General features: G+C 35.8%; 8 protein-coding genes. 1 reads left to right on the top strand and 7 read right to left on the bottom strand.

The window, feature by feature from the left end; genetic code table 11:
• Positions 1-88 precede the first annotated feature (88 nt).
• The 4 genes from J2X17_RS03605 to J2X17_RS03590 form a co-directional block, all read right to left on the bottom strand.
• A complete protein-coding gene (locus tag J2X17_RS03605; RefSeq protein ID WP_310294788.1) occupies positions 89-1,213 on the bottom strand; it encodes an alpha/beta hydrolase in 1,125 nt (374 codons plus the stop codon).
• Positions 1,214-1,238: 25 nt separating this feature from the next.
• Positions 1,239-2,528, bottom strand: coding sequence for a family 8 glycosyl hydrolase (locus tag J2X17_RS03600; RefSeq protein ID WP_310294786.1), 1,290 nt, complete (start codon positions 2,526-2,528; stop codon positions 1,239-1,241).
• Positions 2,529-2,539: 11 nt separating this feature from the next.
• Positions 2,540-4,090 (bottom strand): glycoside hydrolase family 43 protein, encoded by a 1,551-nt coding sequence (locus J2X17_RS03595; protein ID WP_310294784.1) that lies wholly within the window; start codon positions 4,088-4,090, stop codon positions 2,540-2,542.
• 701 nt (positions 4,091-4,791) lie between these two features.
• On the bottom strand, positions 4,792-6,906 hold the full coding sequence (locus J2X17_RS03590) for a thioredoxin domain-containing protein (protein WP_310294782.1): 2,115 nt from the start codon (positions 6,904-6,906) through the stop codon (positions 4,792-4,794).
• A gap of 292 nt (positions 6,907-7,198) precedes the next feature.
• Here J2X17_RS03590 and J2X17_RS03585 point away from each other — a divergent pair, with 292 nt between their 5' ends.
• Positions 7,199-8,665 carry an MFS transporter gene (locus J2X17_RS03585; protein WP_310294780.1) on the top strand — a complete coding sequence of 489 codons (1,467 nt, stop codon included), beginning with the start codon at positions 7,199-7,201 and terminating at the stop codon, positions 8,663-8,665.
• A gap of 583 nt (positions 8,666-9,248) precedes the next feature.
• Here J2X17_RS03585 and J2X17_RS03580 read toward each other — a convergent pair.
• The 3 genes from J2X17_RS03580 to J2X17_RS03570 form a co-directional block, all read right to left on the bottom strand.
• Entirely contained in the window at positions 9,249-11,414 is a 2,166-nt protein-coding gene (locus J2X17_RS03580; RefSeq protein ID WP_310294778.1) for a beta-glucosidase, read from the bottom strand.
• Positions 11,415-11,572: 158 nt separating this feature from the next.
• Complete coding sequence (locus tag J2X17_RS03575) at positions 11,573-13,021, bottom strand: RagB/SusD family nutrient uptake outer membrane protein (protein ID WP_310294776.1); 1,449 nt, start codon at positions 13,019-13,021, stop codon at positions 11,573-11,575.
• A 16-nt stretch (positions 13,022-13,037) separates the two neighbouring features.
• Positions 13,038-16,223 (bottom strand): SusC/RagA family TonB-linked outer membrane protein, encoded by a 3,186-nt coding sequence (locus J2X17_RS03570; protein ID WP_310294774.1) that lies wholly within the window; start codon positions 16,221-16,223, stop codon positions 13,038-13,040.
• Positions 16,224-16,319: the final 96 nt, after the last annotated feature.

Raw genomic sequence — 16,319 nt, 5'->3', positions numbered from 1 at the left:
TGTTTCTTTCCATAAAGTCCTCTCAAACTTGAAAATAACTGTTCTATTACGTTTACGCATAATTTAGATTTTAATTTTTATTGAAAACCTATTCTTTAAATAAAAGTGGTGCCATTTCCTTAAAGCTGCGGCGCCAGGTTTGAAATTCATGTCCTGTGTTTTCTGAAATATAGGGAACAGCATTAAAACCAGCAGTCTTAAGATTTGACACCGCCTCTTTAATACCATCAGGACGCTCTTTACTTCCACAGCTTAAAAAAATCAATTTTACTTTTGATTTATCTTTAATATCTTCCGGTTTATAAATTCCCCCGCTAAGAAGTGCATAGTGAGAGAAAACTTCAGGCTTATTAAGCGTTATCATTTTGGTTTCCATTCCTCCCATTGATAAACCCGCCATTGCACGATTAGACTGATTGGCGATTGTACGGAAATTGGAATCCACATACGGAATTAATTCCTCTACAAGAACCGTCTGAAAGGGTTCTATTTTAAAACTTGCCAGACCACCATATTTAATTTCATTGGTCATTCCGTAGGTCATTACAATGATAAATGGCTTTATTTTCCCTTCAGCAATTAAATTATCCATGATCAAATTGACGTGTCCCTGATTGCTCCAGGCTGTTTCGTCTTCTCCCCAGCCGTGTTGTAAATACAAAACCGGATATTGCTTTGATTTATCTTTATGATAACCTGGCGGTGTATAAACAAAAGCCCTGCGAGAGGTATTAGTACTTTTTGAAGGAAAAAGAATTTGCTGTACATTTCCGTGCGGAACATTTTTCAGGGCATAAAAATCCTGATCGTGTGCCGGAATTTCAATTCCGCTTTCCCAACGTGTAGAACCGTAAAAGTTAAGTGCTCCCGGATCGTTAAAAACGCCTCCATCGACAGTTACATGATAATAATGAAAACCTTCGTCCATGGGACCGGCAGTGTTGCCCCTCCAAGAGCCATCTTCTCCTTTCGTGAGAGGTGTTCCTCCCTTTGTTCCACCCAATCCGAGACTTACAACAACCGATTTGGCCTCGGGAGCCAAAATTTGAAATCGTGCATAACCCTGAGAATTGACCTGAGGATATTCCTGACCGGGCTGATTAACGGTTGAAGGTTTAAAATCTTCAGCAATAGCAGTTTGACTTGTTTGTGAAAAACCTATAAAACCAGATAAAATAAATAACCATAATAGAGCAACTGTATACTGTTTCATATTTTTTATTTTTTAGATTTAAAAATTATTTAACTGTTGGCGTTATAATTTGATAATTCCCACTAAGATGCATTATGCTAAAGAGATACATTAATCCATCATAATAAGGGTCAAAGTAACCGTCCTCATACGGTTCGAGTTTGGCTTTCCAAAGAGCATGAACAAAATCCATACTTGCTTTGTCGGGATTAACTAGTGATGCTGTTGCCGAAGTTGCTACCAATCCTATTGAGTGTCTGAGTTTTTTAATCGGACCAGCCTGCAGAATAAAATCGGGAGCAGAACCATCCACATTAAATTGATCTTCAAAAGTGTGTAATCCTTTAGATCTAAGAAAATTTTGAAATTTGCCAGCATACTCTTCCTGCCATTTTTTATCTTTTCCATACCAGGTATAATCCATCGCAATATTCATAGGAACACGCCAGGAATCATAACGAAATCCGGGTGGCATCCAAGGCGTAGGATGTGGTTCTCCGGTAAATTCAGTGTAATCTGAATTTAGACCCGTTACCGGATGAGTGGCTTTATGCAGAAATTGACGAGATACTTCGGCACATGCTGCATAAAATTGCTCATGTCCATCTTTTGCATATAAAGCCCATATTTCAAAAAATGCCGGAACATGATAAGATGGATCTGTCCAGTTGTAACCACCACCTTCGGGTACAAAAGATATTTGTTTGTGTTCGGTATTAATGATGTTATGAACATTGCCGGTGCCGTCTTTTTTCCACATGGCATCCAATATTCTTCTGGCCTCCTTATAGTAGTTAATTCCGGTATCATTGCCCCATCTGTTTGAAGCAAAAAGCAAACTGGTGATATAATATAATTCTCCGTCTGATGCTGAACCAGCCGAATTTTGCTTTTTGGTTTCAGGATTTACGCTCCAGGCAAAATAACCTTCTCGTGGTCCGTCCTGATGTTGCATGTATTTGACAGACCAACGCCAGATTCGGTCAAAAACTTCTTTTTTATTAAGCTGAACCGAGACCATCATTCCATATGACATTCCCTCGGTACGGGCATCTTTGTTTTTGACATCCGAAACATATCCTAAAGAATCTCCTTCTTCAAAATACACTTTGTTGGGTCCTTCAAAAACATCATAATAGGCTTTGGCTAATTTCTTGTCTATATCCGTTTGACTGTACCCTGCTTCCTTAAAAAGGTTGCGATAGTGGGGCATTTTTGAATCTGATTTTTCTGCTTTCTTTTTAGTTTGACTAACAGCTAAAGCAGGTAAAATCAATACCAATATCAAAACATGAATTCTAATCTGGAATTCATTCGTGAAATTTTTAATTATCATAATTTATCTTTTTAATACTTAATTCTAAACCAATCAAAATCAACATATCCACCGGTATTTTTTGTTGCATAATTGAACAAGGCGAAACGATAGCCCATAAAATGCGGAAGCGTATACTTCATTTTTAAAGTTTCACCTATAGGTTGCCACACTTTTCCATCTAAACTATAGAAGAAATTTGCTTCATCTTTTTTATTGGTAAAATCACAATCAATTTTAAAATAAACCTGATTTTGATCTAGTGGAATTCGCCGTACTTCAACGGCTATATCTTTATTCGTATTTACCATTACGATTGATTTTTTGCCGTCTTCAAATTTCACCCCTACTAGTCCGTATTCTTTTTGTAAGGCCGACAATCCGGCAAAATCACCTTCTTTCATTTTAGAAACATCCAGAGCAACAGAAGCTGAACTTGTTGGGCCAATAGTGCGTTGTGTCAATGTGTTTCTTGCCAATAGAAAATCAGTGTCGATTCTACCGGTTTTAAGGCGTAGAAATCCTTTTCTTTCTTTAAGAGTCCAAAGCGCATTATCCGGATTATGGTTCCATTGCCAAACTAATGGCAATGCTTTTTCTCCGGTTTGTCGATTGAATTCATCAGAAGCAACCAAATTCGGAATCAAGCCTTTACTCGCTGGCAGTTCTAATTTTTCAGGAACTTTTCCATTCTCGCCTAATATTGGCCAACCATTTTCCCATTTTACAGGAACCAGATACGGAATTCTGCCAACAGCTCCAAAATCACGAAAAAGATAAGAAAACCAGCGACCGTCGGGAGTATCAATAAGTCCGCCCTGAGCAACGCCCAAATCCTGCAAACCAATTTTCCCCTCCCAAGGACCATTAATATTATCCGCTCTGTGGATGATTACGGTACGCATTCCGCCTTGTGGCCAGCAAATATTAAAGAGGTAATATTTTCCTTTTATTTTAAATAACTGAGAACCTTCGGCACCTAACATGATATTATTGCCAGCAGGTTCACTGGCATTTTCTATAATAACTTTCTCAGGAACCCCTTTTTTAATTCCCGTTAAGTCATCATTGAGTTCAACCAATTTAATTTTACCTGCCCCGTAGATTAAATACGCCTTGCCATCATCATCAAAAAATAAGGAATGGTCGTGATAATCCGGTTTAAAAGAAACTTTTTGCCAGTTTCCTTCTTCAATAGCTGTAGTTTTAAAAATATAAGTTTCGCCTGTGGTTTGTGCAAAAGTGGTCACGTAATACATACCATTATGAAAACGCAGACTGCTTGCCCAAGAACCTCTGCCATAGGTGCTTTTTCCTTCTGTTAGATTTAATTCGGGCATATCTGCCAAAGTATCATAGGCATAATTAATAAGTTTCCAATTAACAAGATCCGTAGATTTCATAATAGGCAAACCCGGACTCATGTGCATTGTTGTACTGCTCATGTAATAAGTTGCACCTACTCTGATAATGGACATGTCAGGTACATCAGCAAAAATTATTGGATTTTGAGTTTGTGCCAAAGCAATTTCATGCACAAGCAAAACAAAGAAGATAAAAATGAACTTAATTCTTTTTTTCATGAAACAAAGATTAAATTAAGAGGTTATAGATTTTGCTGATCCTTTAGTGTTTAATTTTTTTTGAGTAATTCTATCCTCAGTCTAACAGATAATACACACCGATAGAAAAGTATAGTGAAAAGCCGAAAGCATTTCAACTTCCGGCTTTTAATTTAAAAACTAACCTTAAATTCAGTTATAAATAAATCTGTAAAATAACACTTATAACCACCAGTAATTTTTAAATCCAAACTCAAATTTTTTTTATAGTAACTATATTTTACATTTAATAAGTGTGATTACCACAAATATAATTATAATTAGTCAATACACAACCGGTTGTTTAAATATTGAACAGGTTAATTGATAAAAAAATAGCATTAAAAAAACATTGTACATAATTTTAATCTTAAATAAATGAATTTTTACTATTTAATAGACAATATTAAATAAAAAATGTAGCAATTTTGAATGCTAAAACCAGTTTTATTGCATAAGTAATAAAAGTTAAAAAATATAAAAATAAATTATCAAATACCTGTAAATCAATAGGAATATTTGCCTTTTAATTTATTACAAAACAATTTAACACAACTGGTTGCTCAATATAATAAGACAGCAGCAACCACTTAACAATCTAAAGAATATAATTTTTATTTAGCGTAGAAAGCATATCGCTAAATTTACGTTTTTGAAGACTTTTAGTTATGAAATAAAGGTCTTTACAAATCCTTTTTTATTTTTCCAACCGCTACATTTACATCGCTTTCCGGCATTTTACAAGCTTTGTTCACACAGACATAAATATAGGTTTGATGTTCTGCAAAGCGATCTTCTAAAATAGGAAGCTTACTTGCTGCAGTCGCTCCGGCAATAAGAATATTCGGCAAATAATAACTTTGAAGCTGAACGGTTTTAGCTATAGCCTCTTTTCCGGAAATAGCAACTTCAAAATAGCTATCAGTGTAATTTAGCATTAAATTCAGCCAATTGTAATATTCCGTAGGTGCTTTTAAGACATCTTCTTTTACATTATTCAACATCCGTTGAGCAGTTTTGGAATAAGCATCATTAGAATAATAATGTCCTAATAAAAATAGATTATGGGCAAGAATAGAATTAGAACCCGGAATTACATTATCTGCAATTTCCATTTTTCTGGTAATTAATCCTGTTGAACTATTGGAGGTAAAATAAAACAGATTTGATTTTTTATCCCAAAAATGAGTTATTGTGTAATCCATTAATTGTTTCGCTTTATTGAGCCATTTTTCATCCAATGTAATCTGATAAACAGAAATAAACGCCTCTATAACAATAGCATAATCTTCTGAAAAACCAACAATACTACTTTTGTCCTCTTTATAACTGTGATTTAAACTTCCGTCCTTTTGAAGCTGATTGTTAACAATAAAATTGGCGTTTTTTAAAGCAACTTCTTTATAATGTGGATTTTTAAATGCACGATACGCACTTACATAGCCTTTTATCATTAAAGCATTCCATGAAGTTAAAGTCTTATCGTCTAAATGAGGTCTTGGTCTTTTTTTTCTGGCCGTTAAAAGGATTTGTTTCCAATTTTTTATTTTAGATTCCAGTTCTGTTTCCGTCAGTTTGTTTTTGATTGCAAAGTCTTTATCTGATTGTGTTTTAAATAAAACATAGTTTTCATTTTCCCATAAACCATTTTCATTGATGTTGAAATAATCCTGAAAAAGAGAGAAATCAGATTTTAACAGCGTTTGCAACTCTTCTTTCTTCCAGACATAATACGCACCTTCTTCGAGTTTATTTGAGTTATTTTTGCTGTCGGCATCTAAAGACGAATAAAAAGCTCCGTTGGAAGCCATGAGTTCTTTCTCTACAAAATTCAGTGTTTCAGCCACCGTTTTTTTATACAAATCATCTTTTGTTACCAAATACGCATCCGAATACAAACTCACTAATTGTGCGTTGTCGTAAAGCATTTTTTCAAAATGAGGAACATGCCATTTTGAATCGACTGAATATCTGCAGAAACCACCGCCAATAGGATCATAAATCCCGCCATTGGCCATTTTTGTTAACGTTGTCTGCACATAGGTTTGCATCGCCTTGTCTTTATTTTGAATACTGTAACGAAGGAGAAAACTTAACGAGTTTGGCATTGGAAATTTGGTATCTCCAGCTAAACCGCCTTCTTTATAATCTAATTCTTTTTGCCATAATTTTACAGCTTCAGAAAGTGCTGAATTTTTAAAATCAGGTTGACTATTATTAACGGTGATTAATTGTGCTTTCTGAATTCCTGCAACTAATTTGTCTGCATATTCACTGATTTTCTTAGGATCTTTTTTATATAAAGCAGAAAGCTCCGTTAAGGCTTTTGTCCATTCTTCCCTGGTAAAATAAGTACCTCCAAAAATAGGACGCCCATCGGGAAGCGCAATACAGTTAAGCGGCCATCCGCCTTTGCCTGTCATCAATTGTACGGCGTTCATATAAATCTGGTCAATATCCGGACGCTCTTCCCTATCTACTTTTATGCTGATGAAATTGTCATTCATTACTTTGGCTACAGCCTCGTTTTCAAAACTTTCCTGTTCCATAACATGGCACCAATGGCAGGCCGAATATCCAACAGAAATAATGATCAGTTTATTTTCTGCTTTTGCCTTGTCCAGCGTTTCCTGATTCCAAGCTTTCCAATCTACAGGATTGTGCGCATGCTGTAAAAGATACGGACTTGTTTCATTAATTAAATCATTGGTATATTTGTGATACTCTTCAGTATTCTGTTTTTTATTACAACCAATAAAAAAACAGGAAACGATCAATAAAAGATAGAGAATACGCATATAAGTAAAATGAAAAAGTGTGAATAATGATGTTGATTTTCAGTTATTTTTTTAAATCAGAAGCTAAAATAGCAATTTAAATTTAATAGATTTGGTATAAGTAAAGAATGCTTCAAATGTGCTATTAAAGGCTTCAAAATTGACAAACTTATTTCAACTTTCAAGCTATTTTTACATTTAACATTTTATTCAAATGAAATGAAAACGAAGTACTATTTCAATGATATATCGCTCTAAAATATTTTTTAATCAGCGCATGGGGATAAGCAGAAAAAAGTCAGCCAGCATATTGATGAGCCATACATCGCAAAAGCTTTCTGTACTGGAAAAAATAGGTTACGGTTTAGGAGATTTTGCAGCAAATTTAATATTTCAGACCTTACTTACCTTTTTAGCTTTCTTTTATACCGATGTCTATAAAATTCCCGCCGGAACTGCCAGTGTAATTATTTTTATTGGAGGTTTTGTCGGCGCTTTTTTTAATATCATTATGGGCATTATTGCGGATCGTACTCACACCCGTTGGGGAAAATTCAGGCCCTGGATATTATGGACTGCCTTGCCGTTTGGAATTGGCGCTGTCCTTTCCTTTTTAACTCCAAATTTTGGAGAAAATGGCAAAATCATTTATACCTTATTGACTTACTTTTTTCTGGTTATCATCTATTCAGCAAATAATTTACCGTATGTTGCTTTAAGTGGCGTTTTGACCGGTGATATGAAAGAAAGAAATAGTCTTTCCTGCTATCGTTTTGTTGCGGTAATGGTGGCTCAATTTATAATTCAGTCCCTTTTACTGCCCTTGGTTTTAATTTTAGGACATGGCGATAAAGCCGTAGGTTTTAAAAACACGATGATTCTATTTGCCGTTATAGGTGTAATTTGTTTGCTCATCACTTTTTTTACAACAAAAGAACGCATCATACCCACAGAAAACCAAAAATCTTCCATCAGACAGGATTTTGCTGATCTGGCTAAAAATGGTCCCTGGCTTGTTATGCTACTGGTTACTATTCTGGTTTTTATAACCTTGTCTTTAAAAGGCGGCATGTATGTTTTCTATTTTAAATATTATTTAGATCCTGTTGCGCAAACTGTATTTTTGAATGATATTGGTTTTACAGCATTTATTCATAATTTGAATAATTCTCTGATAGCGATGGGATTAGTAGATTTTCAGTGGCCTGCAGATGTTGCTACTTCTGCATTTAGTCTTTTTAATGCTGGCGGGATTATTTTTATGATTTTTGGGATTTTATTTTCAAAATCATTGGCAGATTCGTTTGGCAAAAGAAATATTTATATCACTTTCATTTTTTTGTCTGCTATAAGCTTGCTGCTTTTTTATTTTTACAGCAGAACCGCTATTGCACTTGTTTTCCTGACACAATTGGCACATGGATTTATCTACGGAGTAACCATTCCGTTATTGTGGGCTATGATTGCCGATGTAGCGGATTACAGCGAATGGAAAAACAACAGAAGAGCAACTGCTACCGTTTTTTCGGCCATGCTTGTTGGATTGAAAATAGGAATCAGTATTGGCGGCGCCTTGGGTGCGGCATTTTTATCTAAATATGGTTATGTAGCCGAAGAAATCAACCAGGTTCCGGCAGCAGTAGAAGGAATTAAACTTTCTGTCAGCATTTATCCCGGTTTTATATTTATAATAAGTGCCGTTCTGTTATGCTTTTATGTAATCGACCGAAATATGGAAATTGGGATTGAAAAAGACCTCAAGGAGAGAAGAGGAAATTAATTGATACCACAGAGATACACAAAGTTTTCGCAGAGATACACAAAGGCTTTATTTAATCTCGCAGAGACGCAAAGGCGCAAAGTTTTTTTCACGCAGATTTTAAAGAGATTTAAGCAGATATGCGCAGATAATTAATAATAAATAAATCTGTAGAATCTGCTGAAATCTGCAGAATCTGCGTGAAACAAAAATCCTTTATTTAATTGCCATTCTTTGTAGAACGACTCCGTTTGGGTTTGGTTTTAATCTCGCAAAGACTCAAAGTTTAATTTTCTTCGTGAAACTCTTCGCAAAATCTCTATGTATCTCTGTGGTAAAAAATTTAACGCAATGTACATGCAAAAAAAACAGTAATTAATTGATATCACAGAGATATACAAAGGTTTCGCAGAGATACACAAAGTTTTTATTAATCTTACGAAATCACACAAAAATGTAAAGTTTAATGTTCTCCGTGCAACTCTGTGAAAAATCTTTGTGTATCTCTGTGGTAAAAAATTTAACGCAATGTACATGCAAAAAAAACAGTAATACAGTTCAAACAATGAACTATATTACTGTAAAAAAACTACATATTATTCTCTTATTGTACCGTAATAGGAAGTGTACTCACAATATTTTTTGCTGATGTAGCTGTATAAAGTACAAACTCACCCGGTTCAATTTTCCAGTCAGTAGTTTTCTCATCATAAAAAGCCAAATCTTTTACCTTCACTTTTAAATCAATAGTTTTTTGTTCTCCTGGTTTCAGGAATATTTTATCGAATGCTTTTAATTCTTTTTTAGGTCTTAAAACCGACGATTTTGTTTGACCAACGTACAATTGAACTACTTCTGCACCATTCGTTTTTCCTGTATTTTTAATCGTAAACTTCACTGTTATTTCATCATTAACACCGTAGCTTTTTTTATCAGCAGTAACACTGGAGATATCAAAAGAAGTATAAGAAAGTCCATAACCAAAAGGGTATTGAGGTTCAATTTCTTTGGTGTCAAACCAGCGATAGCCTACCAAAATATCTTCTTCATAATTTACTTTCAAATCATGCCCCGGATAGGCTCCTAAAGCATGTGCCGGAGATTGGCTTAAAGTCACAGGCATCGTAAAGGGTAATTTTCCTGAAGGAAATTCCTTGCCACTCAACACATCAATCACAGCGTTACCCGCTTCCATTCCGCCGTACCAACCCCACACTACAGCAGGTACACGAGATTCAATACCAGCCAGTTCCAAAGGCGAACCTGCAATAATTACCACTATGGTTTTGGGATTTGCCTTGGCTACTTCCTGAATTAAAGTTTCTTGTCCGTAAGGCAAACGCATGTGAAGTCTATCAAATGATTCTGAATCGAAGTCATGGTTCAAACCTGCAAAAACAATCGCAACATCCGATTTTTTGGCCTGAGCAACTGCTTCATCGATTAATTTCCAATCTACTTTATCCGTGTTTAACTGACCGTCGCTGCTTCTTTCTACCACATGAGATTGTTTCTCATACCCTTGTGCAAAATTTATTTGCATTGACTTTCCGTATTTAGTTGTCATCGCCTGAAGCGGTGTAATTTCATACAACGCTTTTATTTCTGAGCTAAATCCACCGCCGCAATGGGTACGGGTTGCGTTATCCCCAATAATGGCTACCGATTTTATCGCACCCATATTCAACGGCAAAATTTGCTTATCATTTTTCAATAAAACAACCGCCTCTACGGCAGAACGATACGCTGCCTGTTGGTGTTCTTTTGTATTTATAGAGCCTGTAATTCTGGTTTTTGGATCTAAAACTTTAGTCTTAATCATGACTCTCAGAATATTGGCTACTTTTTCATCCACTAAACTTTCTTTTATACGTCCTTCCTGCACTGCTTTAATCAAAGGATCTGCGAAATACCAGTCGTTATAATTTTCTTTTTCGGTTCCCATTTCCAGATCCAAACCTGCCAAAGCCGCTTTCTCGGTACTGTGCACAGCATCCCAATCCGACATATAAACTCCTTTGAATTTAAATTCATCCCGTAAAAGTGTTCTTCCCAAATAATCATTTTCGGTACAATAGGAACCTCTGAATTTATTATAAGCACCCATAACACCCAAGACTCCCGCATCAACAACTGAAGCTTTAAAACCCGGCAAATAAATTTCGCGTAAAGCGCGTTCACTCATCGTGACATCAACAACAAAACGATTTTGTTCCTGATTATTGGCTACAAAATGCTTTACGCAAGCAGCCACGTCCTGAGTCTGCAAAGCTTTGATATAATTTATGGAAAGCTGCGAAATAAGAAACGGATCTTCACTCAAATACTCAAAATTCCTTCCGCAAAGCGGAGAACGAATAATATTGATTCCAGGTCCAAGCAATACATCTTTTTTTCGAAAACGTGCTTCTTCTCCCAAAACAATCCCACGTTGTCTTGCGAGTTCCAGGTTCCAGCTTGCTGCCATAGCCGTACCGGGAGGAAAACAGGTTGAAGCATCATCCGTTTGACCTGTATATTTCCAGTTATGACGATTCATTTCTGCCCTAACGCCATGAGGACCATCTGACAAGGCCCATTCCGGAATTCCGAGATGCTTTACTTCTTCAGTATAAAATTTAGAATTTCCATGCAGCATACCGACTTTTTCTTTCAAAGTCATTTTCTTAATTAACTGTTGAATTCTTTTTTCTGTCGAAATATCTGCTTGCGAATAGGAACTTTGGAAAAATACTGAAAACAAAGCCACAGCTATAAATCGTAATCTCATTTTATATGTTTTAGAGAACCTTTTTGGTTAAATTAGATAATTAGGTTTTTGCATGTTAAATAGAAAACGAGCCCAATTAACAGCTTTCAAAAGTAGAGCAATACAAAATATAGGGCTCGTACAAATCGAGCATTTTATATAAGAAATGAAGCATGTATTTAAGGATTTGGCACCATTAAATTATTTGTGGAAATTTCCCCGCTTGGTATTGGCCAAATATAATTACTGCTGGTTGGCAAAACCAAAGGAGCTGTTCCTATTGAACCCTTTTTGGCCGGCAAGGTTTGTACTTTTCTTTGCAAATCCATCAAACGGAAACCTTCACCTAAAAATTCAATATCTCTTTCTTTTTGTATTGCTGCAATCAAGGCGTCTTTTGTTGCAATATCATTTGCCGGAAAGACATAATTGGGATCGGAGCGATTTCGTACGGCTTTCAATAAGGCTGTTGCCTGTACCAAATCATTAGTATTGGCAGCTGCTTCGGCATAATTTAATAGTATTTCGGCATAACGCATTATAGGAACGTAATCCCTAAAAGGTGCTGTTGTAACACTGAATTTTTTTAATACCTTTTGATTGGCTGCACTAGTTCCGATCAGGCCTGAACGTGCATCAGAAGCAGTGCTAAAAACGGGATCACTAACAATTCCTGCTGCTGCTAAAAAAATAATAGGCTGTGTTAAATAGTTATAAGCCAAGGCATATTGTGCCGAAGGGGTTTCTGTAGTTGAATTTGCAAAAGGAATAGAAAAAACAGCTTCAGTTCCGGTATAACTTCCTCCAAAAATGGCAGCATAATTAGGTTCTAATTTTTGGGTTAAATTTCCTTCTGTATACTGAAAAGGTGCGGTAGCTGAAACGATTTTTTTAGCTTCTGAAATTACTCTTTCAAAATTATTCTGTACTAAAAGAACTCTTGTTTTTAAGGCAATTGCGGTAACTTTTTTAGCTCTCGAAGTATTTAATAATGGCGTTGTGTAACTAACCGGTAAATCTATTTCCGCTTCATCTAAATCTTTGATAATTTGATTGTACACCATTTCTACAGAACTTCGGGCCAAATCATTATTCCCAGAAGTTGTAATTGGCGTTAAGCGCAAAGGCAGCCCTAACGAATTTTTGTCCTGATTATAAGGCTTAGCATAGGTTTGAATCAAGCTAAAGTAACAGAAAGCACGAATAAATTTGGCCTCGGCAATATAATTTTTAGCCAATTCTTTTGAAATTACAGTTGTTTCATTCATTTTGCTGATCAGAATATTTGAGGCATTAATTGCTGTATATCCTACTGACCAGACATTGTTTACAAAATCATTTGTTGAAGCCACATTTTGATTCCACACTGCAGAACCTGTTGCGGCATTTCCATCGTTTTGTCCAAACTGGTCGGCCCGCTGTTCATTAAAAATAATGAATCGACCACCGTAAAAGCTTTGATTTTGTAATTGTTTGTACAGGTTATTCGTCTGCGCCAGAATTTTTTCCGGAGTACTAAATGCTAAAGACTCAGGAATACTGGTTTCTGGCTGGGTATCTAATAAATCGTCGTTGCAGGCTGTGGTAAACATCAGAATAAAACAGCTGATTAAAATATATTTTTTCATGGTCCTTGCTTTTTAATTAAAATCCGATATTTAAACCCAAAGTGTACACTTGGGCGTTGGGCGGAACATTTTGATCTTTTCCTGAATTAATAGAGTTTCCGTTAATCGAAACCTCAGGATCAGAGCCTCTGTATTTGGTAAAAGTGTAAAAATTGTTTCCTTGTAAATACACATAAATAGAGCTAAAAGTGTTTTTTAGAAAAGAAAGTTCCATGGGTACATTATATCCTAAAGAAACATTTTTAAATTTCAGATAAGAGCCGTCTTCTACTTTTGAAGTGCTTGAAAATGAAAAACCTGCCGAAACATTATCGCCATAATACAGCTTTTGAATGTCTGTAATCTGTCCCGGTTTCGTCCATCTGTTTTTTATAAATTCGCCATTGTTGAAATAACGCTGATCTGAATTGGTTGCACGCGTTCCGTTATATAATTTATTTCCCTGAGCAAAAGTCAGATTGACATTCAAAACAAAATTCTTGTAAGTAAAAGTGTTGTTTAATCCTCCAAATAATTTTGGCAGTGAAGGCCCCTGAATGACACCATCTTTGTAATTGTCTATTGCAGGAGCTGCCGTACCATCAAGATAGGTCCATTTTGGAGAGCCGATATGGTTGTATTGCACTTCTTTTCCTTCGCTGTTGATAAAAACCATTTGTCCGTTGTCCGGATTCACACCTTTTGTCGGCACCGCAAAAACAGACCCGACAGAATACCCTACTCTGGTCATATTTTGTACTCCAAAAACACTTGGAACAAAAACATCACTCGATAAAGACGTCACTTTGTTTTCCAGAGTCGAAAGATTCAGACTTATATTCCAATTGAAATTTCGGTTCGCAACAGCAAGTGCATTAATACCAATTTCATAACCAGTATTGTACATCCCGCCCACATTTTCATTGATGTAATTATTTGGAATTCCAGCGGAAAGTGCTTGTGGTGTTTTCAGAATCAAATCTCTAATTTTATTATTGAAATAATCAAACTCAACCGAAATTCGATTGTTCAGCATGGCAAAATTCAATCCTAAATCGAGTTTTGAACTAGTTTCCCATTTTAAATTTGGATTAGCAGTCTGTGAATATCCCAAGGTTGGCGCACCTCCATAAGTAGATGAATTATAAGTCCCGATAGCCGGATAATTCCCTATTTCGCTATTTCCGACAATACCGTAACTGGCTCTCAGCCTTAAGTTATTCAGAAAACTTTTCATCTTTGTATCTTTCAGAAAGGATTCTTCTAACAAATTCCAGCTTACAGAACCTCCTCCAAAATTACCATACTTGTTTCCTTCAGGTAAAGCCGAAAGCCCATCAATTCTATAATTTAAACTCAGGAAATATTTGTTTTTAAAATTGTAGTTTAGGTTTGTAAAATAAGATAGTAATGCATTTTCTGAAAGGTCATTTCCTATAGGCGAAATATTGGCATAACTTCCCTGATAATTTTTATAATACGGATCGGTGACATTACTTTGAGAAGCACCCCAGCTATCCAGCGTCGTTTTAACCCGCTCGTATCCTAACAGGAATGTGAAATTATGATTTTCATTGAATGAATCTTTATAAGTAAGGGTATTTGCCCAATCAGTTCTTGCTAAATCTGTTGCTATATTGGTTGCTACGCCATTATATGCGGCTCCTCCTCCATGAATTGGATTCAAAACCAATTTATTTTCCAGACCAATCGTATTCAACCCAAAACTAGTTCTGAAAACTAGTTTCGTCGTGATACCAAACTCCCCGTATATGTTCCCTAATAGCGATTTGCTTGTAGAAGTAGTCAAATCCAGTTCCTGTACCATTGCCAGATTATAGGCATTAATGGTACCTATAATCGACGGAATATTAGCACCATAACCAACGCTTATTCCATTTTGAATACTATAAGAGCCGTCCGGATTATAAACCGGTACATTCGGAGGCAAAACATAGGTCATCCTTCCTAAAGGTTCATTCGTAATATATTCTGTGTTATAAGTTGAAGAAGACAAAGTATTTCCTGCAACCGCACCTGTATTCGGCCCGACGTTTTGGGCCCTGCTATAGGAGAGATTAACGCCAACTTTAATAAATTTATTGACTTCATGACTCAGGTTTAATCGTGTCATGTAATTCTGAAAAGTGTTGTTTTTTATAAAACTATTTTGATTGGTATAGTCGGCTGAAAAATAGTATTGGGTCGTTTCATTGCCTCCAGAAATGTTAATATTCTGATTGTTTGAAATTCCCGGTTCATAGGCGACATCATACCAATTTGTATTGACTGTGCTTCCATCAGGATTTTTAGACAAGAAAAAACCTGGTGCCTTGCCTGCATTGACCAAAGCTTCATTTTTAATCATCGTATAATCTTCTGCATTTAATAATTTAGGTAAATTATAAGGTGTGCTTCGGCTGAACCATGTATTGTAATTGAATCTCGTTTTGCCTTTTTTTCCTTTTTTAGTGGTGATGACCATAACGCCATTTGCCGCTCTTGAACCATAAATTGCAGCCGCCGAAGCGTCTTTTAATACATCGACAGTTGCGATATCATTTGGATTAATTCCTGAAAGCGGATTGTTGCCTACAAATCCACCTAAAGAACCTGTGAAAACAGCCACACCATCGACCACAATTAATGGGAAAAGTCCTGATGTAATCGTATTTAACCCCCTCACCCTGATAACTGGTGTATTATTCAAAACACTTGTAGATTGAATCACATCAATTCCTGTTCCCTGACCACCTAACAGCTGGTCAAAACTAGTGGAAGGACGATTTTGTAATTGCTTTGCTGAAACTGTAGCAACAGACCCTGAAAACTCTGATTTTTTTTGCGATAAATAACCACTCGAAATCAGCACTTCATCTAATTGATTGGAATTATCCTGCAATATGACTGTGATACTTTCATTTGATTTCACAGTTAAGTTTTGAGTTAAATAACCCACCATACTAACGTTTATTGCAATTGGAAACTGGTTTGCCGTACTTAGTAAAAAATACCCGTTTTCGTCTGTAATTGCACTTTCATTAGTTTCAGTTGTTGCAACAATCGCACCTGCAACTCCTTTATTTGCAGCATCAATAATTTGTCCTTCGATGGTATTATTTTGTGCAAAAACCGAAAATGAGACTAAGAAAAAAAACAGCATGGATAGCCGTGAGCCATTTGTCAGCAATGCCAAAAAATTGAATATATATTTTTGTTTCATTGTAATAAGTTTAAAGCATAGCTCAAATCAGAACAATTTAATGTTCTGATTTTTAAGCTGCTATATTAAAATTGATGATGCTTTTGAAGATGTTAA

It is taken from the genome of Flavobacterium aquidurense (genome assembly GCF_031458035.1).
Taxonomy (GTDB): Bacteria; Bacteroidota; Bacteroidia; order Flavobacteriales; family Flavobacteriaceae; genus Flavobacterium; species Flavobacterium aquidurense_C.
The sequence above is the reverse complement of the archived record's forward strand: the minus strand, read 5'-3'. Positions and strand labels throughout refer to the sequence as shown.

Bases quoted from the DNA above. Each gene is read 5' to 3' on its own strand.
- J2X17_RS03600 (WP_310294786.1), bottom strand. From the start codon at position 2,528: ATGATAATTAAAAATTTCACGAATGAATTCCAGATTAGAATTCATGTT.
- J2X17_RS03590 (WP_310294782.1), bottom strand. From the start codon at position 6,906: ATGCGTATTCTCTATCTTTTATTGATCGTTTCCTGTTTTTTTATTGGT.
- J2X17_RS03595 (WP_310294784.1), bottom strand. From the start codon at position 4,090: ATGAAAAAAAGAATTAAGTTCATTTTTATCTTCTTTGTTTTGCTTGTG.
- J2X17_RS03570 (WP_310294774.1), bottom strand. From the start codon at position 16,223: ATGAAACAAAAATATATATTCAATTTTTTGGCATTGCTGACAAATGGC.
- J2X17_RS03605 (WP_310294788.1), bottom strand. From the start codon at position 1,213: ATGAAACAGTATACAGTTGCTCTATTATGGTTATTTATTTTATCTGGT.
- J2X17_RS03580 (WP_310294778.1), bottom strand. From the start codon at position 11,414: ATGAGATTACGATTTATAGCTGTGGCTTTGTTTTCAGTATTTTTCCAA.
- J2X17_RS03585 (WP_310294780.1), top strand. From the start codon at position 7,199: ATGAGCCATACATCGCAAAAGCTTTCTGTACTGGAAAAAATAGGTTAC.
- J2X17_RS03575 (WP_310294776.1), bottom strand. From the start codon at position 13,021: ATGAAAAAATATATTTTAATCAGCTGTTTTATTCTGATGTTTACCACA.